Origin of the sequence: Mycobacterium sp. UNC410CL29Cvi84, from assembly GCF_000686745.1 — a bacterium.
GTDB classification, from domain to species: domain Bacteria; phylum Actinomycetota; class Actinomycetes; order Mycobacteriales; family Mycobacteriaceae; genus Mycobacterium; species Mycobacterium mucogenicum_B.
Genome location: NZ_JMLM01000026.1, coordinates 26,612 through 52,057 on the forward strand (window position 1 = coordinate 26,612; position 25,446 = coordinate 52,057).

Here is a 25,446-nt window from a genome sequence, read left to right on the forward strand (position 1 = left end):
CTCAGTAGACGCGGCTGCCCTGCGCCGACAGCACGAAACCGTGGGTCTTCCGGTCCTGGCCCCAGGCTTCGCCGGGATTCTGGATTTCACACGTGAGGGCACCGTCGCCCGCGGTCGCGCACACTTCGTCGTTCTCGTCGACGGCCCCCTTGGCGCCGGGGACGACGATCTTCTGGCCGGGGGCCAGCTCCCGGTAACTGGCCGGGTCGACGGGCACGCCGCCGTCCTGCGTTTCCTTCTGCTTCACATCCGCCTGGCCGAAACTCGCCACGCTGCCGGCCGCGACCTCCACCTGGGTGACGCCCGCCGGTACGCCGGGCAGCGTCCCCCAGCACGTGATGCTGGAGTAGTACTGCCACGAGTTCGGCCCGTCGTACAGCTCGCAGTGCACGCCGCCGGCGGTCTTGAACCGGTACGACGACCAGCCGTAGTGCTTGGGCCCGGCGTAGTCGCAGACGTTCACCGCGCTGTAGCCGTCGAACCCGGTGATGACGGCGGGCGCGCGGCTCGGGTCGGTGGTGCCGCAGGCCGGGGCGGCGTGGCTGTCGGGCGCTACCGCGGTGAGCGCGAGCACGGGGAGCGTGGCTACAACCAGGGCGTATCGGCGCACGATATTGACGCTACCGGAGCCTCTGGAACCGGATCAGCGGAACAGCACCGCGGGATTGAGGTACCCCGTCGGGTCGAACGCTGCCTTCACCGTGCGCATGGCTGCGACGTCGGCGTCGGTGCGTGACATGGTCAGGTAGTCGCGCTTGCGGGAGCCGACGCCGTGTTCGGAGCTGACGTTGCCTCCGCATTCGGCGATCAGATTCATCATCGCGGTGTAGAGGGCGCGTTCGCTTTCGCCGGAGACGTTGCAGCGCACCAGGTTCAGATGCAGGTTGCCCTCGCCGATGTGACCGAACAGCACGGGAATGGCCTCGGGCGCGTGCTCGGCGGTGACCGCGGTCGCGGCATCAGCGAACCGTGCCACGGCTGAAAGTGGCAGCGACACATCGAATTTCAGTGGAGGGCCGTACCAGCCCAGCACTTCGCCGATCGATTCGCGAACCTGCCACAGCCGCTGGCTGGCGCCGGCATCGACGCCCACCGCGGGTTCGCCCGTCAGCTCGGCGTCGCCCAACACGTCGGCCAGCAGGTCGGTTTGGTCTGCCTCGCCGGCCATTTCGACCAGCAGCTGCCACGCGCCGCCGACGGCCGCGTGCACGCCGAGGTGCTCCGCGGTCAGGGCGCTGGCGCGCGCGTCGACCAGTTCCAGTGCCGCGATGCCTTCGGTGTCCCGGAGCCGTCGCCCGGTGGCGATCAAGGCGTCGAGGTCGTCGAACCCGGCCACCGCGGTCACCCGATGCGGCGGTACGGGGTGCAGCCGTAGGTCCACGCCGGTGATGACCCCGAGCGTGCCCTCGGCGCCGACGAACAACGAGGTCAGGTCGTAACCGGTGTTGTCGCTACGCACTTGGCTGTGCCGCCGCACCACCGTGCCGTCGGGCAACGCCACCTCGAGGCCCAGAATCTGTTCGCGCATGTTGCCGTAGCGCACCGTCCGCAGGCCGCCGGCGTTGGTCGACGCCATGCCGCCGACGGTCGCCGAATCACGGGACGCGAGGTCGACGCCGAACACCAGCCCCGCGGCGGCGGCGGCGTGCTGCACGGCGGCGCAGGTCGCTCCGGCCCCGGCTCGGACCCGGCGCTCCGCGGTGTCCACGGCGTCGATGGCCGACAGCCGTTCGGTGGACAGCAGGATGTCGTCGTGCTCGGGGACGGTGCCTGCCACCAGTGACGTCCGGCCGCCCTGCACCGTGACGCAGGCGCCGGCGTCGCGGCACGCGCGCAGTACTGCCGCGACCTCGGTCTCGCTGCCCGGGCGGACCAGCGCTTGGGCGTGGCCGCGGTAGCGGCCGGTCTGGTCGACGACGCGTCCGGCGAGGACATCGGGATCGGTGGTGACGTACCCGGCGCCGACGATGGATGCGAGCTGATCCAAGAGAGTCATGGCCGTGAGACCGCCTGTTGACGGGCAATCTGGCCGGCGGCGTATGCGACCGCCGGTGGCGGGACGAGTGGCGCCGGGATGCCGATGCGGCCGGTCTTGGTCTGGAGGGTCACCAGCTCGGCGGAGGGCCGGATCGCGGTGACGGTGCCCCAGTCGAACGTCAGCGTGCCGGTCGGGCTGGCCAGCATGAACCCGTGATCGTTGAATCCTGTCGCCCACTGTGCGCCGGGAAACATGGTGCGGCCCAGCGCCCGATGGCTGCTGAACCAGGTGAGCGCCACGATCACGCCGACCAGGAGCGGCAACAAGAAGATCGCAATTCCGATGCCGGCTCCGATGGACGACGCGCGGCTCGCGGTGAACCCGACAACGACGACGATGATCAACCACAGCTGCCACCGGGTCAGGGCTTGCCGGGTGGAGAGCCACGTGAAATGCCCACGATCGGACGGCCCCGCGGTCCAGACGTGGTGAACGGGTGGCACTGGTATCCCCGGCGGCGGCATGGTCATGCGGTCACCGACAGGAACGCGCCGAGTTCGATCATCCCGTCCGGCGTCGAGGGGAGATAGTCGGTCAACAGCGCCGAACGCACCACGTAGGCGGCGTATTTGGCGCGGCTGATCGCCACGTTGAGGCGGTTGCGATTGAGCAGGAAGCCCATGCCGCGGGGTACTTCGGCGATGGACGACGCCGTCATCGAGACGAACACCACGGGCGCTTGCCGCCCCTGGAACTTGTCGACGGTGCCCACCTGGACGTCGCCGTAGCCCGACGCGTCCATCCGCTCGCGCAGCAGTACCACCTGCGCGTTGTACGGTGCCACGATCAGGACATCCTCGGGACCAAGGGTTTTCGTGCCGTCCTCGTCGGTCCACTGCCTGCCCACCAGGCCGCCGATGGCGGCGATGATCGCCTCGGCCTCCTCGGGGCTGTCGGTCGCATTGCCCTCGTGCTCGACGGTCATCAGGTGCACACCTGGCTCGATACCAGCCAATCGCCGTGCGCCGCTGACGCTTTCGGCCGCCAGTAGCCGGTTGTCGTAAGACAGCGCCGACACCGGGGCGCACACCGCCGGGTGCATCCGGTACGACACGTCGAGGAAATAGCCGCGTTCGGCGGGCAGGGTATGACTGCCCTCGACGAGCCAGCTCAGGGCCGACTCGTCGACCGGCTCGGGGTGGGTGCCCTGGCTGACCTGCGGCAGCTGCTGCGGGTCACCGAGCAGCAGCAGATTGCTCGCCGCCGGTGCGACGGCGATGGTGTTGGCCAGGCTGAACTGGCCGGCCTCCTCGATGACGAGCAGATCCAGGCTGCCGCGCGGGACACGGCCGTCGTTGGCGAAATCCCAAGCGGTGCCGCCGATCACGCAGCCGTTGCTGTCCTCGATGAAGCGCGCGTACTGGTTGTCCGGCACGTCGGTGAACGGCGCGTCCTCGGGCGCACGCTTCTTGCCGACGACCCGGCCGTCGACCCCGGCCTTGACCACGCTGCTGAGCACGTTCTCCACGACGGCATGGGCCTGCGCCACCACGCCGATGCGCCAGTGGTCGCGGTTGACGAGGTCGGCGATGACCTTCGAGGCGGTGTAGGTCTTTCCGGTACCCGGCGGGCCGTGCACCGCAAGGTACGACGAGTCCAAATCCCGCAGGGCCGCAACGATATCCCGCGCGGTGTCGCCGGTGCGGGGGAGCGGGCCGGTGGACAGCGTGCGCGGGGCGGACCGCAGCAGGATGTCGAGCGCCGCGTGGGGCGGCAACGACGGCAATCCGGCAGCGAGCTCGGCAGCCGTCGTCTCGATCGAGGTCCGCAGTGGTTTGGTGTTCGGCGGCGGCCCCGGCGTCAGGGCGAAGGGCAGCTGGCCGAACTCATCGCCGTCCTTGCCGGTCCGGTGCACGATGAGCACCTCGGTGCCGTCCTCGTTGCAGTCCACCACCGTGGCGGTACCGGCGGCGCGGACATCGGGATCGTCGGAAAGTCCTGCCGGAGAAGGTGGTTCGTAGAGCGCGAACACCTCGGCGCCGGGCCGGATCGAGCCGGCGGCGATCTCACCCCGCAGCAGTACCTGGCGCTGCGGCTTGCGGGCCTTGGGCGGGATGTTCCAGTCGACGGCGACGTGCGGGGTTGCCGTCGACACGAAAACGTCTGTGCTGTCGGCCCATTCGTCGACCGGGTTGTTGATGCGGTCGAAATGCTCCCACCAGAACGGCTTTTCCTCGCGCTGGTGGTACCCGCGGGCGGCCGCGATCATGGCGACGGCCTGCTGCGTGTCCGAGCGTGCCGTGGTGCCGTCGCCCGCGTACTTCGCCAGCGCGCGTTGGGTGGCATCGTCGGCCGGCGGGGCCGTCTCCGGTTGCGCGGGGCCGCCGACCGCCGGCCCGCGCGGCGCGATGCCCTCGGCCCATGCCACCCCGAGCAGCCATTCGCGCAGCCGCAGCGTGGAGCGGCAGTCGTAGTGGTTGTAGTCCTCGATCTCCTTGAGGACCGTCGCGGCTTCCTCGTGTTCGCCGGCCGCTGCGAGTTCGGTGTACCGCGCGTACTGCGTGATCGAGTCGGTGGCCTTGGTGACCTCGCCGACGCGCAACTCGCCGCCCATGTACAGCGGCTCCAGGTACTTGATGCTGTAGCTCTCGGTCCCGACCCGAATGCTCTTGCGCACCAATGGAAGCAGGTCGACCAGCACACCGCTGCGCAGCAACTCGTCCACCTCGGCCTCGCCGACGCCGTAGCGCCCGGACAGCCGCAGCAGCGTGCTCTTCTCGTAGGCCGCGTAGTGGTAGATGTGCATGTTCGGGTACCGCTTGCGCTGCTTGCGAACCAGCGCCAGGAAATCGATGAGCGCCTGCCGTTCACTGGTCCGGTCATGCGCCCACAGCGGGTGGAACTGCCCCGTCGCAGTCAGGGTGCCCCACAGATACTCCAGGCCCCAGTCCCGGCCGTTCTCCGTCCACAGCGGGTCGCCCTCGTAGTCGAAGAACAGGTCGCCGCGGTCGGGTTCGGGCAGCCCCGTGAGCGGCTGTGCGTCGATGACCTCGAACTGCGGCTTGTCGTCGACCGGGGGAGCGACCTGCAGCCGCGCCTGCCCGACGAGATTCGCCACGATGCGCGACGAGAGCCCCGGCACCGCGCCGCGGTGTTCGGCCAGCTGGTGCATGGTGGTGATCCCGGCGTCGAGCAGCCGGGCCCGCTGGCTGACCCGCATGCCGGCCACCAGCAGCAGGTCATCCCGCTCGCGGACCTCGACTTCGCAGTCCTCGCATTGGTGGCAGGCGCGCAGCGTCGGCGTCTCCCAGGACACCTGCGCTCCGCCGGCCCGGTGTTCGTCGAGCAGCTGCTGCAGTGCCGCGCGCCGCGGCAGGTAGACCGGAAGCAGCTCGGCCACCGGATAACTGGCGATGGTGCCGTCGCCGAGCACCAGGTCGACCTCGGGCGCCACCGGTATGCTGGCCTGATCCAGCGCGTCGGCGTAGGCCGCCAACTGCAGGAGCGCCTCGACTTTCACCGACCGGGCCAGCTTCGTGTCGCGCAGGCGGTAGCGGCCGTCCTCCAAGATCAGGAAGTCGGCGAAACCCAGGAAGCGGCCGTCGAACATCGCGGCCTGGTAGATGACCGGCGCTCGGCGGTCGACGGCGGCGCGGGTCGCTTCGGCCGCGGCCAGCAGCCCGGCCACGGTGTAGGGCCGCGGCCGGCCGATCATCGTGACGTTGTCCCCGGATGTCTCCCGCAGCTGCTCCAGATGCCGCTGCTCATGGGCGTCGCCCAATTCGGCGGTGCGGGCCAGCAGGTCGTCGTCGACGACGGCCTTCGGTCCCCAGCCCAGCAGCCCGTCGAACCGGCGCAGCAGCGCGTACTCGCAGCGCGCCGCAGCCGCGAGATCCGATGCGCTGTATATGACCGGCGCAGCGTGATCGGTCGGACTGAGGAACACGTCGCCACCATATGGCAGCCCGCCGACAGACCGGGGTTACCTTGGCTGGAGTGAGCAGGATTTTCACCACGAGTGTCGCGTCGGTCTATCCCCACTACGTCAACAAGGTGGAGAAGAAGGGCCGCACGACCGCCGAACTCGATCAGGTCATCTGCTGGCTGACCGGCTTCGACCAGGCCACTCTGGCCGAGCACCTGAAAGCGGAGACGACCTTCGAGGACTTCTTCGCCGTCGCGACGCTGAATCCGAATGCCACCCTGATCACCGGCTTGGTGTGCGGTGTCCGCGTCGAGAACGTCGAGGACCCGTTGATGCAGAAGATCCGCTACCTCGACAAGCTGGTCGACGAGCTGGCCAAGGGCAAGGCCATGGACAAGGTGCTCCGCAGTTAGCGCGTGTTGCCGATCAGCTCGACGCCGTTGCCGTTCCAGTGGAACCGCACGATGCTCTTGAGCCCGCTGGCCGGGTTGGTGTAGCTCAGGGCGACGGTGTCGCCGGTGGTCTGGGCCAGGTCGATGCCGTTGAACCCATAGGTGTCGGGCACGCCGGTCGGGATCAACTGGCCCAGGTGGAACATCACGGCGCGGGTGTTCGGCTGTTCGGCGTTGGTGTTCGCTTTCACAATCACCACCGACAGTGGCGCGCACTGGTTGTAGTTTCCGGCCAGCGGTTCGGGGCTCCAGCCCTGCTTGCTGCGGGGATCGGCCGGCAGCGTCGACACCGCTTTCGCGATATCGGGCGCCGTGAGACTGACGGCACAGGGGTCCGCCGGGGCCGCGCTGGTCTTCGGACCTGCGACGACGGTCGGCGCGGCGGGTTTCTTGGTGGCGGCCGGCGCGGTCGGCTCGGGGGTCTTGGAGGCGGTGGAGTCGCCCGACCCACAGGCGGACAGGCTTGCCGCCGCGAGTGCGGCCACCGCGATCGTCATCAGTTTCGGTTCGGCGCAGCGCACCCGGCCACCCTATAAGGCAGACCAGGGGGAGTCCGGTCAGCCATGCTGGGCGTACCTGGCCTGATAACCCTCTAGACTCCTTGCATAATGACGACGTCTTCGCCCGAGGCCGACCCGGATTCGGGCGGCCCCAACACCACCGCTGATCCCGCTTCAGAAACCTCCGCTGACACCGGCGCCGAGGTCACGTTCGCCGACCTGAACATCCGGCCGGAGGTGCTGCGGGCACTGACCGATGTCGGATACGAATCTCCGTCGCCCATCCAGGCCGCGACGATCCCCGCGATCCTGAACGGGTCCGACGTCGTCGGCCTCGCCCAGACCGGTACCGGTAAGACGGCCGCCTTCGCGGTTCCGGTGCTGTCCAAGATCGACCCCACCAGCCGCAACACCCAGTGTCTGGTGCTGGCGCCGACCCGGGAGCTGGCGCTGCAGGTGGCCGAGGCGTTCGGCAAGTACGGCGTGCACCTGAACGTCAACGTGCTGGCGATCTACGGCGGGTCGTCGTACACACCGCAGCTGGCCGGCCTCAAGCGCGGCGCCCAGGTCGTGGTGGGCACCCCGGGCCGCGTTATCGATCACTTGTCGAAGGGCAGCCTGAACCTCTCGCACCTGGACTACCTGGTGCTCGACGAGGCCGACGAGATGCTGCAGATGGGTTTCGCCGAGGATGTCGAGCGCATTTTGGCCGACACCCCGGAGTACAAGCAGGTCGCGTTGTTCTCGGCGACCATGCCGCCGGCCATCAAGAAGATCACCTCGAAGTACCTGCACGACCCGGTCGAGGTGACCATCAAGGCCAAGGCCCAGACCGCCGAGAACATCACGCAGCGCTACATCCAGGTGGCCGGCGCCCGCAAGATGGACGCCATCACCCGGCTGCTCGAGGTCGAGCCGTTCGAAGCCATGATCGTCTTCGTCCGCACCAAGCAGGCCACCGAGGAAGTTGCCGAAAAGCTCAGGGCCCGTGGCTTTTCCGCGGCCGCGATCAACGGTGATATTCCGCAGGCGGTCCGCGAGCGCACCATCAACGGGCTCAAGGACGGTTCGATCGACATCCTGATCGCCACCGATGTGGCGGCGCGCGGCCTGGACGTCGAACGTATCTCGCACGTGCTGAACTACGACATTCCGCACGACCCCGAGTCGTACGTGCACCGCATCGGCCGCACCGGCCGGGCCGGTCGCTCGGGCACCGCGCTGCTGTTCGTCACTCCGCGGGAACGGCACCTGCTCAACTCGATCGAGCGCGTCACGCGCAAGAAGCTCATCGAGTCCCAACTGCCTTCGGTCGACGACGTCAACGCCCAGCGCGTGGCCAAGTTCCGCGACTCGATCACCGACTCGCTGAACGCACCGAGCGTCGAGCTGTTCCGCCGGCTGATCGAGGACTACGAGCGCGACAACAACGTGCCGTTGGCCGAGATCGCGGCGGCGCTGGCGGTGCAGACCCAAGGCGGTGAAGAGTTCCTCATGAAGGAGCCGCCGCCGGAGAAGCGGCGCGAGCGTCCGGACCGGGACGACCGCGGGGACCGTGGCGATCGCGAGCGCAAGCCCCGCTCCACGCGTGACGACCTGGCCACCTACCGCATCGCGGTGGGCAAGCGGCACAAGGTGATTCCGGGTGCCATCGTCGGCGCCATTGCCAACGAGGGCGGTCTGAACCGCAGCGACTTCGGGCACATCAGCATCCGGGTGGACCACTCGCTGGTGGAGCTGCCCGCCAAGCTGAGCAAGGACACGCTCAAAAAGCTGGAGAACACCCGCATTTCGGGCCAGCTGATTCACCTGGAACTCGACAAGGGCGGGCATTCGGGCGGTTACCAGGACCGCGGCGGACGTCCGGACCGCGGCTCGGACCGGGGTTCGTACTCCGACCGCGGCGGCCGTCAGGATCGTGGGCCGTACAAAGGCCGTGGCGGCCGCGACGACGACCGACGCGGCGGCCACAGCGAAGGTCGAGGCGAGGGCAAGCGCAAGTACAAGTGACCCGGGTCGACTCACTCACCGGGGTCCGTGCGGTTGCCGCACTGCTCGTTGTACTGACCCACGCCGCATTCACGACGGGTAAGTACACCCAGGACTACGTCGGGCTGATGTACTCGCGCGCCGAGATCGGCGTACCGATCTTCTTCGTGCTGTCCGGCTTCCTGCTGTTCACCCCGTGGGTCAAGGCACTGGCTCGTGCCGATGCCGAAAAGCCTTACGACGCACCGTCGGTGCGGCGCTACGCCTGGCACCGGGTACGACGGATCATGCCCGCCTACGTGGTGACGGTGCTGGCGGCCTACGCGCTGTATCACTTCCGGACAGCCGGCCCCAACCCCGGACACACCTGGCTGGGGCTGCTCCGCAACCTCACGCTGACCCAGATCTACACCGACAACTACCTGTTCTCCTGGCTGCATCAGGGCCTCACCCAGATGTGGAGCCTGGCGGTGGAAGTTGCTTTCTACGTTGCCCTTCCGGTGCTGGCCTACCTGCTGATGGTGGTGCTGTGCCGGCGGCAGTGGCGGCCGGGCCGGCTGCTGGGTGCGCTGGCGGCGCTGGCCGCATCGAGCCTGGCGTGGCTGACGCTGGTGCACACCACCGATTTCCTGCCCGACGGTGCCCGGCTGTGGTTGCCGACCTACCTGATCTGGTTCGTCGGCGGGATGCTGCTCTCGGTGTTGTCCGTGATGGGTGTGCGGGCCTACGGATTCCTGTGCATCCCACTGGCATTGGTCTGCTACCTCATCGCGTCGACGCCCATCGCCGGCGCGCCGACGACCTCGCCCGCGACACTGCCGCAGAGCCTGTGGAAGGCGGTGCTCTACGCCGCCATCGCCACACTGGTCGTCGCGCCGCTGGGGTTGGGGAACCGCGGTTGGTACGCGCGGCTGCTGGGGAGCCGGCCGATGGTCTTCCTCGGCGAGATCTCCTACGAGATCTTCCTGGTGCACCTGGTCATCATGGAACTGGTCATGGTCGAAGTGATGCACCAGCACATCTGGACCGGATCGACCTTCGCGTTGTTCACCTGGACGATGCTGTTCACCATCCCGGCGTCGTGGTTACTGCACCGCTTCACGCGGGTCCGGAACTAGGAACAGTCGCAGCAGTCGCAGCAGCCGTCGCAACAGCAGCCGTCGCATTCGCAGCAGCCATCGCAATCGCAGCAGCAGTCGCCACAATCGCAGGCAAAGCAGCCGTCGAACCAGCCGGCCTTGCGCTCGGCCTTCTGCTCGGGATTCTCTTCGCCCGTTTCGATCCCGACCACGTCGTCCAACGGCAGCTCACCGAACGACGCGACCGGTGGCTCTGCCTCGGGCGGCACATCCGTCGCCTGGTATCCCGCTTGGCTGAAGGTCCGGGTCACAGCCCGCCGCAACTCGCGCGTCAGCAGCCGGTGCACCAACCGCCCGTCAGTGAATGCCACATCGGCCAGGGCCAGTTCGATGCCGAGCACCGCGTCGTCGCACATGGTCCGGACATCGCCGATCGATGTTGCGGTGGCGGCGACCGGATTCCACTTCCCGTGCACCCGATCGTCGTGCAGATCCTCGACCGCGTCGAGCAGGTGCGCGACCCGCCCGAACAGTTGGCCGACCTCGCGCAGCGGCTCGACATTTGCCGGCCGCCCGGCCAGCACCGCGGTATGGCCGAACGCCGCGGCCACGGATGTCTCGGTGGGTTCGGTGACCGCGAGCAACGAACTACCCGGTGCCGCAGCGGCTTCCAGCGCCGCCTGCCGACCGATCGCGTCCATCAGGACGCCGGTGTCGAAGCCCAGCGCGGTACCGACGTTCGTGCCTTGGCGTTCCCACCGTTCGGCGATCCGGCGGGCCGCGGGCCGCACGCCCGCCGCGGCGAACACCCCGTCGCCGTCGTCGACGTGATCGCGCACCCGGGCCGCCGCGAGCACCAGGGAGACCACGGCCGCCAGCCGGACCGATTCACCGATCGCGACGTCGGCCTTGCGCATGCCGCGCAGTGGGCAGCGACCGGCTTCCCGACGTCCGGGCGTCGCCGCGGACTGCGCCTCCACCAATGCGGACACTACGAGCCCGTCGTAGTTGGTGGCGACTCGGCCGCCCTGACCGTAGTCATCGCGAAGCGCGAGGCACAGGCCGCACAACTGGGCGGTCCAAACGGCCGCGAGTTCCTTGCCGAGCCGATGCCGGCAGGGCCGGAGGATGCCGAACACGGCTCGAAGATAGCTGTGGCCAGTGCAAATCGCAGGCAATCAACCAACACAGCGAATTAGGTTATGCTGCCCTAAGAGTCCAATCGGAGGGTGCAATATGACCGAGTCGAAGCCGTCGCGCGGAATCCAGGGCGCGCTGGTCAAACTGTGGCGGGGCGGCGATTACCAGCTGACCGTCACCGGCCGCACCCAGATCACCCCGAACTACCTGCGGCTGCATTTCACCACCGGCAACCTGCTGGCTGAACGGCCGGTGCACCCGACCATGTGGGTCCGTGGCTGGTTCCCCGACGGTGACAAGGCACACCAGCGCGGCTACACGCTGGTCAACCCCGATCCGGCGGCCGGCACCACGGATATCGACTTCGCGCTGCACGACGGTCTGGCCACCCGCTGGGCGCAGGAGGCCAAGCCCGGTGACACCCTCGAGGTGACGCTGCTCGGCAGCAGCTTCGAGCTGCCCGAGCCCGCCCCGGCCGGATATGTCCTCGTCGGTGACACCGCATCGCTGCCGGCGATCAACTCGCTGCTGCAGGCCATCGGCGAAGCGCCCATCCAGGTGTACCTGGAGGCGGGCCATGACGACGACCGCGATCTTCAGGTGGGCACCGGTGCTCCGGGTCTGACCGTCACCTGGGTCGACCGCAAGAACAACGGCGAGGCGCTGGTCGAGACCGTGCGGGCGTCGGCGTTCGACGCGTCCGATCACTTCGGCTGGGTGGCGTGCGACAACCGGACCACCCGGTCGGTGGCCAAGGTGCTGCGCGAGGATTACCAGATTCCGAAGAAGGCCATCAAGGCTCGCGCCTACTGGGAAGCCTGATCGCTCGGAACCAGCTGGGACACCACGAATTCGTCGATCATCGCGCGTTCGTCGTCTTCGTCGGCGCCGGGGAACATCAACAGCGACACCAGGATCCGGACCAGCCAGCCGGCCCGGCGGTGCGCGGCCTCGGTCGCCAGCTCGGGCCACGACGCCGACAGGAACGCCGCCACCAGTCCGGTGATGACGTCGGACTGCGCGGCGACCTCGCCACCGATGGGCCGCTGGGTGGCGACGAACCACGATGACAGGGCAGGACTTTCCCGCACACTGCGCAGCGCGATCGCCACGCCGTCGAGCAGCCGGGTGCGCGGGTCGGTGATGTCGGCGATCTGCTCGCCGACGTGACCGAACACCCGGAACGCCTCGCGATGCACGTAGGCCAGGTGTAGCACGTCGCGGTTCTCGTAGTACCGGTACAACGTCGCGCGGGAACACCCTGCCGCCCTGGCGATTTCGAGCATCCCGACGGTCGCGGCGTCCTGCTCGGCGAACAGGCGGTCGGCGGCGTCCAGGATGGCTTCGGCCGCGACCTCGGTGCGTCGGCCGGCGAGCCAGTCGTTTGCCATCAGCCGATCGTAAACGGCACCGAAAGCGGGCGGCGCACGTAGCTGCCTCCGGCCCACTCGATGTTGTCCTCGTCGACGGTGAACTCCGGTATCCGTGCGAGCAGCTCGGTCAGTGCGACGCGGGACTGCATCCGCGCGGCTGCCGCGCCCAGACAGTGGTGCGCACCGTGGCTGAACGTCAGGATGTTGCGCGGGGCGCGGGTGACATCCAATTCGCCTGCGCCCGGGCCGTATTGGCGTTCGTCCCGGTTGCCCGAGCCGTAGAGCAGCAGGGCCTTGCGGCCCGCCGGGATGGTGGTGTCGCCGATGGTCACGTCGCGTGTGGCGGTGCGGGCCAGGCCCTGGACCGGCGAGGTGAGCCGGAGCAGCTCGTCGACGGATTCAGTGATGAGGTCCGGGTTTTCGACGAGCAGCCGGCGCTGGTCGGGGCGCCGGTGCAGCAGCTGCACGCTGCCGCCCAGCATCCCGGTGGTGGTGTCGTTGCCGCCGGTGACCATGGTGAACGTGAACGCGAGGATCGACAGCACGCCGCTGATGTCGCCGTCGGCGCCGATGCCCGCGGCGACCAGGTGCGACACCGTGTCGTCCTCGGGCTCCTTGCGGCGGCGCTCGATCAGCGCGGTGAAGTAGCCCATCATGTTTCCGAGCGCGCTGCCCAGCGTCTCGAGCGCGCCGCCGAGGCCGCCTTCGGCGGTATTGGCGGCGACGATGGCCTCGGTCCAGCCGTCGAACTGGTCGCGGTCGGCTTCGGGAACGCCCAGGTAGTGCGCGACGACCATCGACGGCAGCGGCTTGAACAGCTCGGCCACGATGTCACCGCCACCGGCGGCCTTGAGCTTCTCCAGCCGCTGCACGACGAACTCGCGCACCTTGGGCTCGACGGCCTCCACCTGGCGCGGCGTGAAGCCGCGTGACACCAGCTTGCGGAATTCGGTATGGACGGGCGGGTCTGTCATCACCATCGGCGGGTTGTCCTGCAGCCCAATGAGTTCCAGCTCGCCGTAGTTGACGGTCAGGCCCTGCGCCGAGGAGTACGTCTGGTGATCGCGCGCCGCGGTCCAGATGTCGGCGTGCCGGGACAGCACGTAGTAGTCGGCGGCGGGATTGTCGGCGGGCACCACATGGTGAACGGGATCGTGGTCGCGCAGCGCGCGGTACATCGGCCAGGGGTCGACCCACCCGGCTGCATCGGCAAGCTGGAAAGCCACGGGGGAGTCCGATGTCTCGTGAGACAAAATCGCCGTCATGTCTTATGTGTACGGCGGCGAGACTGTTGTGTCAATCCCTTTCCAGCTACTGCCACCACAACCACCGCGCTTGAATCGACGACTCACCGCACTACGTATGGATGTCGAGTGCTGCGCGCATGATGCTGTCGGTGTCGATGCCGTGGTAGCGATAGACCGATTCGAGGTCTCCCGCCTGTCCGAACCTGCTGACGCCCAACGATTTACAGCGCACCTGGTTGACGGTCGCCAAGAAGGTCAGCGTATGGGGATGCCCGTCGAGAACTGTGACCATCGGTGCGGCACGCTCAGCGGGGAATACTTGATCGAGGATCCAACTGGGCGCGTCGTCGAGTCCGTCCCGGCTCTGCAGGGCTCGATGGAGCAGGTCGGGGCTCGTCACGCACACGACTTCAGCGTCGACACCTATGCCGGCGAGCCGCTCGGCAGCCGCAATCGCCTCGGTGGCCAAGGCGCCTAGCGTCACGATGCATACCGCGGGCCTGGCGACCGGCCGCAACGTGTACGCGCCGCCTATCACCTGCCGGCGACGCCGTTCGCGGGAGGCGGGGTCGGTAGGGATACCGGCCAGCTCCTGACGAACGGGTCGCGTGGACAACCGAAGGTAGGACGATGTTCCGTCAGGGCGACCCAACCGGCTGATGCAATGCAGCAGGATCCATTCGACTTCGGTCGCGAACGCCGGTTCATAACTGACGCATCCGGGTTGCTCGAGCCCGATCGACGGGGTCTTGATCGACTGATGCGCGCCGCCTTCGGCGGCCAGCGTGACCCCAGACGGCGTTCCAACCAGAATGGACTGGCCGCCGGCGTAGATTCCGAACGACCACGGCTCCAACGCGCGTTCGACGAACGGGTCGTAGAGGACGCCGATAGGAAACAATGGCTGACCCCACCGGCTCCAGGTCGTGCCCAACTCACCAAGCAGGCCAACCAGATTCACCTCAGCGATGCCGAGCTCCATATGCTGCCCCGTCGGGTGTTCGCGCCAGTGCATGATGGTCTCGGTGTCGTCGGCGAACCAGTCGGGTCGCTCGGTCGGCGACCACACGCCCACTTTGTTGAGCCATCCGGCGAGGTTGGTGCTTGAACTGACGTCGGGGCTGACGGTCACGACGCGCTGCGCAACCTCGGGGGCCTCTCGGGTCAGATCGAGCAAGGTGCGTCCGAGGGCACTCTGGGTGTTCGAGACCGCCGGCGCGGTGCGTCCGATATCTATTGGCACCGAAGGTGGTTGGCGGCCAGGAACATCGACTCGACGCAGTCGTTCGGCGACCTGCCGGCACAACTGCCCAGCAGGCGATTGGGGATCGAAACGCCTGAACGGCCGGCGCGGATCCTCGCCCAGATTCTGGGCCAGCGCAGTGAACTGTTGGTCGGTCAGCAGCGACGAGTGATTCTGTGGATGCCCCTGGATCGGCAGGCCGTATCCCTTGACGGTGTATGCGAGGATGACCGTCGGTCTGGAGTCGTCGATCTGCGCGTAGGCCTCCTGCAACGCGGTGATGTCGTGCCCACCGAGGTTGCCGATTGCCTGCAGCAGGGTGGCGTCATCTAGATCCGCGATCACGGCGCTCACCCCGGCGGCGTGAATTCCGTTTCCGGGCAGCCGATCCCGCAATTCCATACCCGAACAACGCAGTAGGCGTTGGTATTCGGGGTTCGGCATGGTGAGGATCCGGTTGCGCATGGCGTCGCCGCCGGGGCGGGCGAACAGCTGCTCCAGCAGCATGCCGAATTTGACGGTCAGCACCTGCCAGCCTGCGGCGGCGAACATGTCGTGCAGCCGCCCTGCCGCGATGTGGGGCACGACCCGGTCCAGGGATTGGCGGTTCATGTCCACGATCCACACGATTTCCCCCAGCTCCTGCACCGTGGGGTCCATCACCGCTTCCCAAACCGCCCCTTCATCCAGTTCGGCGTCACCGATGAGGGAGTACTGGCGTCCCGATCCGGCGTCACCGAATACCGTGTCGACATAGCGACGGGCGAGACCCGCCCAGATCGGTGCGGTCGCGCCTATCCCGACCGACCCCGTGGAATAGTCAACCGGGTCGGGGTCCTTGGTACGACTCGGATAACTTTGCACACCGCCGAACTCCCGCAGGGTCGTCATGTATCTCTCGTCGAGAGCACCGAGGAGATAATTGATGCTGTGCAGCACCGGAGAGGCATGCGGTTTCACGGACACTCTGTCGCCCGCTCGTAACTGACTGAAGTACAGCGAGGTCATGATGTGCACCATCGATGCCGAAGATGCCTGGTGCCCGCCGACTTTCAAGCCGCTTGGGTTTGCCCGTACGCGATTGGCGTGGTGCACCATGGCGGTCGCCAACCACAGGACGCGCGACGCGATGGCATCGAGATCGGCTGTGGCTGTTCGGTAGTCCGCGCCGGAGGGCGATGCCGGCGACTGTGTGTACGTCACGATGTCTCGAGTCTCCTTCGCTCACCCGGACCGTTGGCCGGCGTCGGCACGGGCACGGGATACACGTCGCTCCACGCCCGCTCGATGAACGTTCGTAACTGCTCTACCGTTTGCGGACCGGCGTCGGTGCGCCATACCACGTGGCCGTCCGGCCGTACCACGACGGCGCCACGGTCCCCGACCTCGAACAGAGCGGTGGCGGTTCGGTCACCGTCGCTGTTGCTGATCAGCGCAACGACGGTGAGAGGTAAGGAGATTGACGTGCTTGCCAGCGCGTCGGCCCACCCGCTTGCGTCGGCGGTGAAAACCGTGAGTCCTCTGCGCGCGATCACATCATGGGTGGACACCGCCGAACCATCGGATCGACGGATGAACGTATGCGGTAACCGTGCACCGGGATGGGTGGTAGGGCGATAGAACGCGACATCCCCTGCCGGGCAAGGTCCTTCATCGGTGTCGATCAACGAACTGGCGTAGGCGTAGCCGAACTCCAACCCGCTGGCCACGAAATGTTCTTCTTGCCCCGGAATGGCGGCGGCCATCCGCTCGCGCAGGCGACGGCTGCGGGTACTGCTGCGCAGCAGGCGTCGCGTGCGCGATGTCTGAGCCGTGGTCAGTGCGTCCGCAACGCGAGCGATCGCCGAATCGGGGACGCGATCCAAGGGCAGCTTGCCGATGAGTTCGGTCGCTTGGTTGAGCGAGCGGTTCGTCACGCCGAGCGGTGCGGTGACGTCGTCGAGCTTGAAGTGGTTCTGGGTGCTCTGTTCGGCGAACCGTGCGACAACGGGACGCCGCTCGATCTCGTAACTGTCCAGCAGTGCATCGGAGGCTCCGTCCTGCAGAACTGCGGCGAGCTTCCAGGCCAGGTTGTGGGCATCCTGCACACCGCTGTTGAGGCCGAAGCCACCGGTATGCGGGAATCGGTGAGCCGCATCTCCGATGAGCAGCAGTGATCCGGACCGGAAGCGGTCGGCGATCTGTTTGGTCATGGTCCAGGTTCCGGTTGACCGAATCCGATACTCGGAGGATCCGATTACGTTGGGCAGCATACGGTTCCAGAAACGACGAGCGTCGCCGGCGATTGACTGAGCCGCATGCAGATAGGGCGTCATCAGGACGTAGTCGTCGTCGGCGTGGGCGATCATCACCCCGCTGAAACGCGGGTGGTAGATCCAACTGAGCAGCGGCCGGGGAGCGCCGTCGGGATAAAGCCCGGGCGCGTGGAAGAAGACGCTGCCCATGTTGGCCAGCACCGGGCCGGTCATCGCGATGCCGGCGGCGCCCCGCAACGCGCTGTTTGCGCCATCCGCAGCGATGATGAATCGAGGTGAGACGGTCACCGGATCGCTGCCCTGCCTTCGCAAGGTCAGTGCCTTGCCATCGTGGCCGGCACGCCACCCCCTCCTGAAGTCGATGAGGGGGTCGTCCTCGAGAGCTTTCCAGAGCTCGGGCATCAGCAGGTGTTGACCGATGTGGGAGATGAGATAGGGACTGTGCGTACGTACTTCGGCGAGCCGATCCGGTTGGGAGAGCAGGTCGATCTCGCCGATGGGCTCGGATCGCACATCGGTGCACCACCGGATGACATTCACGGTGTCGATGGGCGGCGTAATCGACGCCAACGCGCGCCCCAGCATAGGTGAGGCTTGGTTCCATATCTCCAGGGTGCGGGCGTTGATGACGTGTGCCGCCGGATGTAGGCGCGTTTCCGCGCGCTCCTCGATGACGACGGTCGGAATGTCGTATCGTGCCAGCAACAGGGCAAGAGTCGATCCCGAAGCGCCGGCACCGACGATGACGATCGATTCATCGGCCATGTCTCACAACGTCTTCCATGTGATGGCGCGCTTGTTCGATCGTGGTTTGGTGCCCGGGCGGGTACCGGCTCCACGCTTGAGCAGCTGTTCTCGATGCACCCCCGCGCGTAGCTGTTCGAGTAGATAGTCGGGGTCGATGTTCATGCCGATCGGGTCCTGGTCGAAGTCGGTGCTGTTGAAGTAGTCAGCGGTCTGCTGTGCCGTGGGGAAGTTCTCGGTCTGGAACTCCAGTCGGATGCCCTCTGGATCCTCGTAGTAGAGGCTCGTCGTGGGACCGTGGTTGATGGACCAGACCGGTGTGATGCCAACCTGCTTGAGCCGTTCGTAGGTCAGCAGCAACCCCTCCACCGAGGCGAAGGTGAAGGCGAGGTGGTCGATGCCGTAGGTCTTTCGACGCCATCGCGACAGCGGGAACGCGTACCGCAGCGGCGGCGGCAGCTTGACCAACGCCAGCCGATGACTCTCGTGATCCCATGCGAGGAAGGCGATTTGGGCGTCTTCGTGGACGACGCGGGCCCCGAAGACCTGCCCGTACCACTCGATCATCTCGGCGCTGCGCGCGGTCTTGACGACCCAGTGCGCGATGAAGTCGGGTACCAGTCGGTCGGGAAGTTGGTCCAGATCCGGTGCGGAGGTGGGGCTGCTTTCCTGGTCTGGCGGTTGCGATGGGCTCGGTGTGGTGCTCACGAGTTGTCCTCTGTTGTCAGCGTATTGGGGCGACGATGGTGTTTCGTTGGGTGCCCAGGTCGAGCGTTCCGGCCGCGTTCCGGATGGAGGCGGTCACGACATCGCCGGGCCCGAGGTAGGGCTTGCGCTGGTTGACCTTGACAAATGCCGCCCATAGCTTGTCCTCGGGGAGCAGAGCCGTGGCCAGGCGTCGGACGAGGGGAGGCGGCGCGCCCGCCACGATGCCGTGGGGTGTCCCGGTCAGCAGTACGTCACCGGGATTCCAGTTGCAGAACTCGCTCAGTTCGGTGAGTGTCTCGGCGGGCCGGTAGAGCATGTTCACGGTGTTGTCCGCTTGCCGCAGCGATCCGTTGACCTCCAGGCGCAGCTCGAGATCGTCGAGCAGCCCCAGATCCTCGGCTTCGAGAACCGCCAGCACGGGACCCAGCGGGCAGAACCCGCGGTAGCTTTTGCCTTTCAGAAACTGTCCCTGAGGCAGCTGCACGTCTCGGGCGGACAGGTCGTTGCCGATGGTGACGCCGAAGACGTAGTCGTGCAGATTCTCGGTGGTGACCGTCGTGGGCGCGTGCACCGTTCCGCGCAGAACCAGCGCGAGCTCGATCTCGTAGTCGAGCAAGGTGACATGAGCCGGCCGGGTGACCGGGTCGCACGGACCGGTGACCGCAGCGTCGGTCTTGTCGAAGAACAGGTTGAAGGTGCGCCGGCCGGGGTCCATCCCGGACTCGATCGCATGTTGGCGGTAGTTGGCACCTTGGCACATCACCCGACACGGTGTGGTTATCGGTGACAGCAGTTGGACTTCGGCCGGCTTCACATTGCCGGGCGTTGTCGCCGCCGCCGTCCAGTCGGACCTACCGCCGTCGATGAGGTCGGCGGTGCTGGGGTAATCGCCGGAGAGCGGCGAAATGACATCACCGGCGAGCACACCCCACGAGATTCGCTCGTTGTGCTCGTATCGGACGAGGTGGACGACCATCGACAACTCCCGTGTCTGCCCGTCGTTTGACGCGCTCTGTGACAAGTCAACTGCCCGACGGCAACGCCACACCTGGTCCTGAGTCCAGAATTCGTTGGTCGCGGCTGGACTTCAGTCCGACTTCGGGTTCGCTGCTCCCAGAACGGCATCGCCGAGTTCCTCTGCGAGGGTGAGTGCGGCGTGTAGTTGCAGGCGGCGAACTGTCGCGGGATGGCCTCGAAGCTGCTCGGCGCGTTGCACGCGATAGGCGACGGTGTTGCGGGCGATGAGGAGGTCGGCAGCGGTGCCGGCCAGACTTCTGTCGAGGTCGAGGTAGCGCTTGAGGGTGCGACGTACCGTGGCGACGGACTCGTTGGTGTCGACCAAGCCGCCGAGTTCGCGGGCGACGAATGCACGGGCTGCGGGCAAGTCAGTGCTGAGCATCGCGACGATATCGAGATCCTGGTACGAGAACGACGACGTGTCGCGGGTCGACATCGCGCCGACTCGCGCCGCCTCGGCGGCTTCCCGATGGCTGCGGCGGAACCCATCGACGCCGGCTCCCGCCGTCCCGATGGCGATACGAACGCCGGAAATCGGAGGCTCCGTCGGGACGGCCGGCTCCGGTGCGTGCGACGTCCGCGAACCCCACGCCCAAACGCGTTGGGCCCCAACGGGAAGTGTGAGTGTCGCGGTGCACCCGGCAGCGGCGAGGGCCTCGGAGGCCGCGGTCCTGAGATGAAGCGGCTCGCTCGGCACGGTCGGGGAGGTCCAGGCGATCACCGCCACATGCCAGCGGTTCAGGTCGTAACCCAGGATCCGGATTGCCCGGTCCATCGGTACGGCGGTGCCCTGCAGAATGTCTTCCACGACTTCTGTGCGTCGGGCCACCGAACTGGTCACCCAGGCCTCGCGGGCGCGGGCGTACTCGTCGGCCATCCCTTTGGTCAAAACCTCGACGATGCCGAACAACGTGTCGCTGATTCGCCGCATTTCGCTGAAGCGTTGTGATTCCGGCACGACGTGTTCGGCGGCGTCGAGCATCACCTGCGCGGCGGTGGCGTGGGCGACGTGGATGCTGCGGAGCACATGCTCGACGCCGATGCCGCGCGCCACCACCTCCATCGGGCCGGCCAATAGTTCCGGCATCGTCGTGACCGTCACGTCGTCGTCGAGGGCAAGTGCCGACAGCGCGCCCAATGCCACGGCCTCGCAGCCTTTGGCAATCTCGTCGGCCACTGCATCCACCGCCAGCTCAGGGATCGCGGCGGTGATGTTGGCCGTCATCAACGCGGCCAGTTCGACAGCCCAACCCACCGGACCGGGCCCCAACTGCTCGGCGACGACCTGCGCGCGGTCAGGCAGGACGGAGACGTCGGGGACGGCGCGATGCGCGGAGGGTTCCAGCTTGGCGAACCAGGGCCGTTTCATCTGTAGAGACGACCTCCCGCCGGTGGGTGGGTTCTGGTCCGGCTTTCGACCGTCAGATGCCGCTGAGGCGTGGGGCGTTGCGTCGGTGGACGACGAAGCCGAGGCTGGGGCATTGGCGATGCCTTGCGACCGTGGTCGTTCATCGGGTTCTGATCGTCACGAATGTCGTAGGCGGAGCGGAAGCGTCTCATGCCGTGGCGACCCCGTGCTCTGCGGCGACACGGCGCGCGAACTGTTCGTAGCTGGTGGCCGGCCGCGGCAACACCTTTGCCAGATCATCGAAGTTGCCGGCGGGTAATCCATGGACGTCGTAATACGTCATCATCCGCACGTAGGTGTCCTGGGCGTCGGCCGGCCAACTACGGAAACCGCGGGCATTCGGTGCGGCCCGCAGCCCACGAATGATGTCGGGGACGGAACGGAATCCGGTCGACGCCAGTGATCGCACGATTGCACCGCCGAACGGCCCGACGGCCAGCAGTGGATTCGTCAACGACCCCGGCGGAATCCGAACGCCAGTCATGGGGTGGCCGAGCACTCGGCTCCAGATCCGGGCCATCTCATGACGATTGAGTTCGACGGTGGACAGGTCATACGTCTGGCCGATGTGCCCCTCGGGATGCGTCAACACGTGGGCCGCTGCGGCAGCGATGTCTACGACGTCGATCACTCCCATCCGGCTCTCCGGTGAGGTGGGATACGGCAGCAGGCCCGCGCCGAAGAAGTCCCAGAAATCCAGGACGTTCTGCATGTAATGCGAGGGGCGAAGGACCGTCACGGGCAGACCCGAGTCTCGTAACTTGTTTTCCGCCAACAGCTTTTGGTGATGATGGGGCAATTCGGCGATATCGGGATGGATGACCGAGTGGAAGACGATGTGGTCCAGCCGCTCGGCCCGGGCCGCCGCGATCAGTCTTTCGACCACCGGCAGCTCGTCGATGAGCTGGGTCGGAGCGGCGTGATAGATCTGGCTCACTCCATGCAGTGCCGATTCGAGGTCGCCGGGTCGTCGGAGATCTCCGATCACGACTTCGGTCGCGCCGTCGGCCTTCGATCGTCGTGCTTGGTCTTCGTTCTTGACGAAAGCCCGTACGGTGCGATCGTCGGCCACGAGACCCCGAACCAGCGGACGTCCGACACCGCCTGCTGCGCTGGTAACCAGAATCATGGTCTGCTCCTATCGTGGGGCGTGAATAGTGGTGCGCTGAAGTCCATTTGGGGCATGTCTAGCAATGGTTGGCATCATTCAGATGCTGTGGCGGACGCAACGAGCGAGCCAGGGCCGGCATGAGTACGCGCCGGGGAACCAACCGGGCCAGTGCTGCTGACGCCGTATTGCCGGCTCCCGAGACCACCGACGGGGGAGTGCGGCGGCGATCGAGTGCCCTCAGGCCGGCTGCAGCGACCTGGTCCGCGGTCTGCATTCGGCCCACCACCGTGGCGGTTTCGCCAATCACGTCGAAGAACTCGGTGTGAGTAGGGCCCGGAGCGAACGAAAACACCTTGACTCCGTGCCGTTTTGCTTCGTACCACAAGGATTGGCTGAAGCTGAGCACGAAAGACTTCGATGCCGCATACACGGACAGAGAAGGCACCGGTTGATAGGCGGTGGTGCTGCAGATGTTCATGATGGCGCCGCGCCGACACGCGACCATCGCGGGCAGAAACGCATGACAGATGTCGACGACCGCCCTGATGTCGACCGCGAGCACCCGCGCGTAGTCACTCGCGTCGCCGTCAAGGAACGGACCTTGAGTGGCGAAGCCGGCGTTGTTGATGACCAGGTCGATATCGCCGTTGACGAGGTCGCGCAATCGGCTGCCCGGCGCTTCCCCGGCCAGGTCGAAAGCGATTCGGGCGCAGGTGATTCCATACTCCGCCTCGAGCTGGGCTGCGAGCGCGTCGAGCCGATCCCGCCGGCGCGCCACCAATACGAGGTCGCAACCGCGCTTCGCGAGCGCCCGGGCGAAGGCTTCGCCGATTCCCGAACTGGCACCGGTGATGAGCGCGCGCGAAGCGCGGAACGGCTTGGCCATCGACCCCTCCATCGGTCTGGGTTGCTGTTTGTGCTCACCGTCGCGGCGGGGCACATGCAACAAATGCGACTATTGCATACGAAATGCAAACAATGCAACACCACGTACGATCGGCGGATGGGTTCCAAGGCGCACCGAAGCGACCCCGAGCGTCGCGCCGCCGTAGAACGTGTCCTCGGGGGGCAGCGCGCATCGGTCGTCGCCCGGGAGTTGGGGGTGCACCCGGCCACGCTGTACCGATGGGTGCACGACGCATCGGACGGTGTTGCCGAGACCCCCCTCACCGACGTCCGCTTGATGCACGCCACGCAGTCATTGCTGCGAGATCACGACTACAGCCAGATCACGGTCGAACAAGTGGCCCGGTATTCCGGCGTCGCGCTGCGTACCGCTTTCCATCATTTCGAGAGCAAACGTGAACTCTTTCGGGCCGCGATCGACAACGCGGCCACGGTCTTGATCGACGCCATGGGCCAGCGGTACCGAGACGCCGAATGGCCATCCGAGCCATTACTGCAGTTGAGCTTGTTCCTTCGACTGTCGGCCGAAGCCATTTACGCCACGCCGGCTGCGCACGTCCTGTTTCGCGACCTCGGCGTTCCGCGGTCGGATAGCTTCGCTCTGCGCTGGCACGACACGTTCGAGCAGTCGGTTGCGCAACTGCTCAGTAGGGCGGCAGACGCCGAAGCGATCGACAGCGACACCGACATCGCGGCAGCGGCCCACACGATCACCGGCGCGATGCGCGGCATACATGCCGCAGTATTCGACGGCGGCGACCCGGCGCAGGCACTGAGAATCGTCGCTCGGCTCCACCTCACCGTGTTACCTGGCTGAATTCCCTGCGGCGTGTCTGCTCAAGGTGAACGATGTTGTGCCTGATGTCATTCAGATCATTCGGGCCGCTGCGATCTCTGTGATTTGTGGTCGTTGACCGAGCCGCAATCTACAGCCCGAAAATCAGATCCCCGCCCCCGGATTCAGGATGTTGTCGGGATCCAGTGCCGCTTTGATCCGGCGGTTCAGTTCCATGACCTCCGGGCCGAGTTGCCCGGCCAGCCAGGGCCGCTTGAGCCGGCCGACGCCGTGCTCGCCGGTGATGGTGCCGCCGAGCGACACGGCCAGGTCCATGATCTCGCCGAACGCGATGTTGGCGCGCCGGGTGTTCTCGGCGTCGTTGGGGTCGTGGACGATCAGCGGGTGGGTGTTGCCGTCCCCGGCGTGCGCGATCACCGAGATCAGCAGGTCGTGCTTGCGGGCGATCTCACCCACGCCGTCGACCAGGTCCGCCAGTGCGGGCAGCGGCACCCCGACGTCTTCCAGGAGCAGCGGGCCCTTGGCCTCCACGGCCGGGATGGCGAACCGCCGGGCCGCCACGAAGGCCTCGCCCTCGTCGGGGTCGTCGGTCAAAAACACCTCTGTCGCACCGGCTTCGGTGAACACGCGGGCCATGAACTCGGTGTCCTCGACGCCCGCCGGGCCGCGGTCGTCGGAGGCCGCGACCAGCATGGCCTTGGCGCTGCGGTCCAGGCCCATCTTGAGCTTGTCCTCGACGGCGTTGATCGCGACGTCGTCCATGAACTCCAGCATCGACGGGCGAATCCGGCCGGTGACGGTCACGACGGCGTCGGCGGCCGCGCGCACCGAGTCGAAGCTCGCCACCACGGTGCAGCCGCGGTGCTGTGGCGGCAGCAGGCGCAGGGTCGCCTCGGTGACGATGCCGAGGGTGCCCTCGCTGCCGACGAACAGTTTGGTGAGGCTCAGTCCCGCAACGTCTTTCAGTCGCGGACCACCGAGCCGCACCGCGGTGCCGTCGGCCAGCACCACCTGCAGGCCCAGGATGTAGTCGGTGGTGACGCCGTACTTCACGCAGCACAGGCCGCCGGCATTGGTGGCGACGTTGCCGCCGATGCTGCAGATCTCGAACGATGACGGATCGGGCGGGTACCAGAGGCCATGGGCCGCAACGGCTTTCTTCACCTCGGCGTTGAGCAGGCCGGGCTGCACCACGGCGGTGCGGGTCGCCGTGTCGACGACGATGTCGCGCATCCGTTCGGTGGTGAGCACGATGCCGCCGTCGACGGCCGTCGCCCCGCCGGACAGGCTGGTGCCGGCGCCGCGCGGCACCACCGCGATCTTGTGCGCGCTGGCCCACCGCAGGACCGTCTGCACCTCCTCGGTGCTGCGCGGTCGCACCACCGCGATGGGGGTGCCGGCGTCGGGATCCAGCGCGCGGTCCTGTCGGTAGGACGCGACGATGTCGGGATCGGTGACGACGGCGTCGGCGGGCAGGTCGGCGATGAGGCTCGGCAGCGCGGTATGCACGCGGGCAAGTCTAGGAGCCGGGTGGCGACCAGCGAACACTCGCGTCATGTGCCGTAAGCATTAATC

At 67.0% G+C, this 25,446-nt stretch carries 21 protein-coding genes; 5 read left to right on the forward strand and 16 right to left on the reverse strand.

Going from position 1 to position 25,446, the window contains the following annotated elements; translation table 11 throughout:
* Position 1 precedes the first annotated feature (1 nt).
* The 4 genes from BR47_RS0126130 to BR47_RS0126145 are packed head-to-tail and all read right to left on the reverse strand — an operon-like array spanning position 2 to position 5,924.
* Positions 2 to 610 (reverse strand): hypothetical protein, encoded by a 609-nt coding sequence (locus BR47_RS0126130; RefSeq protein ID WP_141772320.1) that lies wholly within the window; start codon positions 608 to 610, stop codon positions 2 to 4.
* Between the two features lie 33 nt (positions 611 to 643).
* Entirely contained in the window at positions 644 to 1,996 is a 1,353-nt protein-coding gene (locus BR47_RS0126135) for an FAD-binding oxidoreductase (RefSeq protein WP_029121288.1), read from the reverse strand.
* The gene (locus BR47_RS0126140) at positions 1,993 to 2,508 is read right to left on the reverse strand and encodes a hypothetical protein (RefSeq protein ID WP_020101565.1); all 516 of its coding nucleotides are present in this window, start codon (positions 2,506 to 2,508) and stop codon (positions 1,993 to 1,995) included. The genes BR47_RS0126135 and BR47_RS0126140 overlap by 4 nt, the downstream gene beginning before the upstream one ends.
* Positions 2,505 to 5,924, reverse strand: a complete 3,420-nt coding sequence (locus BR47_RS0126145) for a TM0106 family RecB-like putative nuclease (protein ID WP_029121289.1) — start codon at positions 5,922 to 5,924, stop codon at positions 2,505 to 2,507. Before BR47_RS0126145 ends, BR47_RS0126140 begins: the two co-directional genes overlap by 4 nt.
* A gap of 11 nt (positions 5,925 to 5,935) precedes the next feature.
* Between BR47_RS0126145 and BR47_RS0126150 the strand changes: the two genes are divergently transcribed.
* Entirely contained in the window at positions 5,936 to 6,316 is a 381-nt protein-coding gene (locus tag BR47_RS0126150) for a DUF2200 domain-containing protein (protein WP_197035070.1), read from the forward strand.
* Here BR47_RS0126150 and BR47_RS0126155 read toward each other — a convergent pair.
* Positions 6,313 to 6,852, reverse strand: coding sequence for an LppP/LprE family lipoprotein (locus BR47_RS0126155; protein ID WP_036427814.1), 540 nt, complete (start codon positions 6,850 to 6,852; stop codon positions 6,313 to 6,315). The two genes, BR47_RS0126150 and BR47_RS0126155, sit on opposite strands and share 4 nt — an antisense overlap.
* Before the next feature lie 111 nt (positions 6,853 to 6,963).
* On the opposite strand from BR47_RS0126155, the gene BR47_RS0126160 reads away from it, so the two are divergent.
* Both BR47_RS0126160 and BR47_RS0126165 read left to right on the forward strand, forming a co-directional pair.
* Positions 6,964 to 8,865 (forward strand): DEAD/DEAH box helicase, encoded by a 1,902-nt coding sequence (locus BR47_RS0126160; RefSeq protein ID WP_020101561.1) that lies wholly within the window; start codon positions 6,964 to 6,966, stop codon positions 8,863 to 8,865.
* Positions 8,862 to 9,962: an acyltransferase family protein gene (locus BR47_RS0126165; RefSeq protein ID WP_029121292.1), complete on the forward strand. Its 1,101-nt coding sequence runs from the start codon at positions 8,862 to 8,864 to the stop codon at positions 9,960 to 9,962. Before BR47_RS0126160 ends, BR47_RS0126165 begins: the two co-directional genes overlap by 4 nt.
* Here BR47_RS0126165 and BR47_RS0126170 read toward each other — a convergent pair.
* Positions 9,959 to 11,062: a DUF5685 family protein gene (locus BR47_RS0126170; RefSeq protein ID WP_029121293.1), complete on the reverse strand. Its 1,104-nt coding sequence runs from the start codon at positions 11,060 to 11,062 to the stop codon at positions 9,959 to 9,961. The genes BR47_RS0126165 and BR47_RS0126170 overlap by 4 nt on opposite strands.
* Positions 11,063 to 11,159: 97 nt before the next feature.
* Between BR47_RS0126170 and BR47_RS0126175 the strand changes: the two genes are divergently transcribed.
* On the forward strand, positions 11,160 to 11,885 hold the full coding sequence (locus BR47_RS0126175) for a siderophore-interacting protein (protein WP_020101558.1): 726 nt from the start codon (positions 11,160 to 11,162) through the stop codon (positions 11,883 to 11,885).
* Here the strand turns inward: BR47_RS0126175 and BR47_RS0126180 are convergent.
* From BR47_RS0126180 to BR47_RS0126220, 9 genes are all read right to left on the reverse strand, one after another.
* Entirely contained in the window at positions 11,870 to 12,454 is a 585-nt protein-coding gene (locus BR47_RS0126180) for a TetR/AcrR family transcriptional regulator (RefSeq protein ID WP_020101557.1), read from the reverse strand. The genes BR47_RS0126175 and BR47_RS0126180 overlap by 16 nt on opposite strands.
* Positions 12,454 to 13,701: a cytochrome P450 gene (locus BR47_RS0126185; protein ID WP_029121294.1), complete on the reverse strand. Its 1,248-nt coding sequence runs from the start codon at positions 13,699 to 13,701 to the stop codon at positions 12,454 to 12,456. The genes BR47_RS0126180 and BR47_RS0126185 overlap by 1 nt, the downstream gene beginning before the upstream one ends.
* Before the next feature lie 91 nt (positions 13,702 to 13,792).
* Positions 13,793 to 16,024: a thiamine pyrophosphate-binding protein gene (locus tag BR47_RS0126190; protein WP_231506787.1), complete on the reverse strand. Its 2,232-nt coding sequence runs from the start codon at positions 16,022 to 16,024 to the stop codon at positions 13,793 to 13,795.
* 101 nt (positions 16,025 to 16,125) lie between these two features.
* Positions 16,126 to 17,946 (reverse strand): FAD-dependent monooxygenase, encoded by a 1,821-nt coding sequence (locus BR47_RS0126195; RefSeq protein WP_029121296.1) that lies wholly within the window; start codon positions 17,944 to 17,946, stop codon positions 16,126 to 16,128.
* A 3-nt stretch (positions 17,947 to 17,949) separates the two neighbouring features.
* Positions 17,950 to 18,633: a VOC family protein gene (locus BR47_RS0126200; RefSeq protein WP_020101553.1), complete on the reverse strand. Its 684-nt coding sequence runs from the start codon at positions 18,631 to 18,633 to the stop codon at positions 17,950 to 17,952.
* A gap of 16 nt (positions 18,634 to 18,649) precedes the next feature.
* A complete protein-coding gene (locus BR47_RS0126205; RefSeq protein WP_029121297.1) occupies positions 18,650 to 19,609 on the reverse strand; it encodes a fumarylacetoacetate hydrolase family protein in 960 nt (319 codons plus the stop codon).
* 111 nt (positions 19,610 to 19,720) lie between these two features.
* Positions 19,721 to 21,019, reverse strand: coding sequence for a PucR family transcriptional regulator (locus BR47_RS0126210; RefSeq protein ID WP_029121298.1), 1,299 nt, complete (start codon positions 21,017 to 21,019; stop codon positions 19,721 to 19,723).
* Positions 21,020 to 21,206: 187 nt separating this feature from the next.
* Positions 21,207 to 22,187: an NmrA family NAD(P)-binding protein gene (locus tag BR47_RS0126215; protein ID WP_029121299.1), complete on the reverse strand. Its 981-nt coding sequence runs from the start codon at positions 22,185 to 22,187 to the stop codon at positions 21,207 to 21,209.
* Positions 22,188 to 22,245: 58 nt separating this feature from the next.
* Complete coding sequence (locus BR47_RS0126220) at positions 22,246 to 23,055, reverse strand: SDR family NAD(P)-dependent oxidoreductase (protein WP_029121300.1); 810 nt, start codon at positions 23,053 to 23,055, stop codon at positions 22,246 to 22,248.
* Positions 23,056 to 23,085: 30 nt separating this feature from the next.
* On the opposite strand from BR47_RS0126220, the gene BR47_RS0126225 reads away from it, so the two are divergent.
* Positions 23,086 to 23,892, forward strand: a complete 807-nt coding sequence (locus tag BR47_RS0126225) for a TetR family transcriptional regulator (RefSeq protein WP_090563024.1) — start codon at positions 23,086 to 23,088, stop codon at positions 23,890 to 23,892.
* 123 nt (positions 23,893 to 24,015) lie between these two features.
* Here the strand turns inward: BR47_RS0126225 and BR47_RS0126230 are convergent, their stop codons facing one another.
* Positions 24,016 to 25,428 carry an FAD-binding oxidoreductase gene (locus BR47_RS0126230; RefSeq protein ID WP_051635013.1) on the reverse strand — a complete coding sequence of 471 codons (1,413 nt, stop codon included), beginning with the start codon at positions 25,426 to 25,428 and terminating at the stop codon, positions 24,016 to 24,018.
* Positions 25,429 to 25,446: the final 18 nt, after the last annotated feature.

Excerpts from the sequence above, each read along its gene's own strand:
- BR47_RS0126135 (WP_029121288.1), bottom strand. The coding sequence starts at position 1,996 with ATGACTCTCTTGGATCAGCTCGCATCCATCGTCGGCGCCGGGTACGTC.
- BR47_RS0126140 (WP_020101565.1), bottom strand. The coding sequence starts at position 2,508 with ATGACCATGCCGCCGCCGGGGATACCAGTGCCACCCGTTCACCACGTC.
- BR47_RS0126150 (WP_197035070.1), top strand. The coding sequence starts at position 5,936 with ATGGCAGCCCGCCGACAGACCGGGGTTACCTTGGCTGGAGTGAGCAGG.
- BR47_RS0126155 (WP_036427814.1), bottom strand. The coding sequence starts at position 6,852 with ATGACGATCGCGGTGGCCGCACTCGCGGCGGCAAGCCTGTCCGCCTGT.
- BR47_RS0126160 (WP_020101561.1), top strand. The coding sequence starts at position 6,964 with ATGACGACGTCTTCGCCCGAGGCCGACCCGGATTCGGGCGGCCCCAAC.
- BR47_RS0126175 (WP_020101558.1), top strand. The coding sequence starts at position 11,160 with ATGACCGAGTCGAAGCCGTCGCGCGGAATCCAGGGCGCGCTGGTCAAA.
- BR47_RS0126180 (WP_020101557.1), bottom strand. The coding sequence starts at position 12,454 with ATGGCAAACGACTGGCTCGCCGGCCGACGCACCGAGGTCGCGGCCGAA.
- BR47_RS0126185 (WP_029121294.1), bottom strand. The coding sequence starts at position 13,701 with ATGACGGCGATTTTGTCTCACGAGACATCGGACTCCCCCGTGGCTTTC.
- BR47_RS0126190 (WP_231506787.1), bottom strand. The coding sequence starts at position 16,024 with ATGGTGCACCACGCCAATCGCGTACGGGCAAACCCAAGCGGCTTGAAA.
- BR47_RS0126195 (WP_029121296.1), bottom strand. The coding sequence starts at position 17,946 with ATGGCCGATGAATCGATCGTCATCGTCGGTGCCGGCGCTTCGGGATCG.
- BR47_RS0126205 (WP_029121297.1), bottom strand. The coding sequence starts at position 19,609 with ATGGTCGTCCACCTCGTCCGATACGAGCACAACGAGCGAATCTCGTGG.
- BR47_RS0126210 (WP_029121298.1), bottom strand. The coding sequence starts at position 21,019 with ATGAAACGGCCCTGGTTCGCCAAGCTGGAACCCTCCGCGCATCGCGCC.
- BR47_RS0126215 (WP_029121299.1), bottom strand. The coding sequence starts at position 22,187 with ATGATTCTGGTTACCAGCGCAGCAGGCGGTGTCGGACGTCCGCTGGTT.
- BR47_RS0126220 (WP_029121300.1), bottom strand. The coding sequence starts at position 23,055 with ATGGCCAAGCCGTTCCGCGCTTCGCGCGCGCTCATCACCGGTGCCAGT.
- BR47_RS0126230 (WP_051635013.1), bottom strand. The coding sequence starts at position 25,428 with ATGACGCGAGTGTTCGCTGGTCGCCACCCGGCTCCTAGACTTGCCCGC.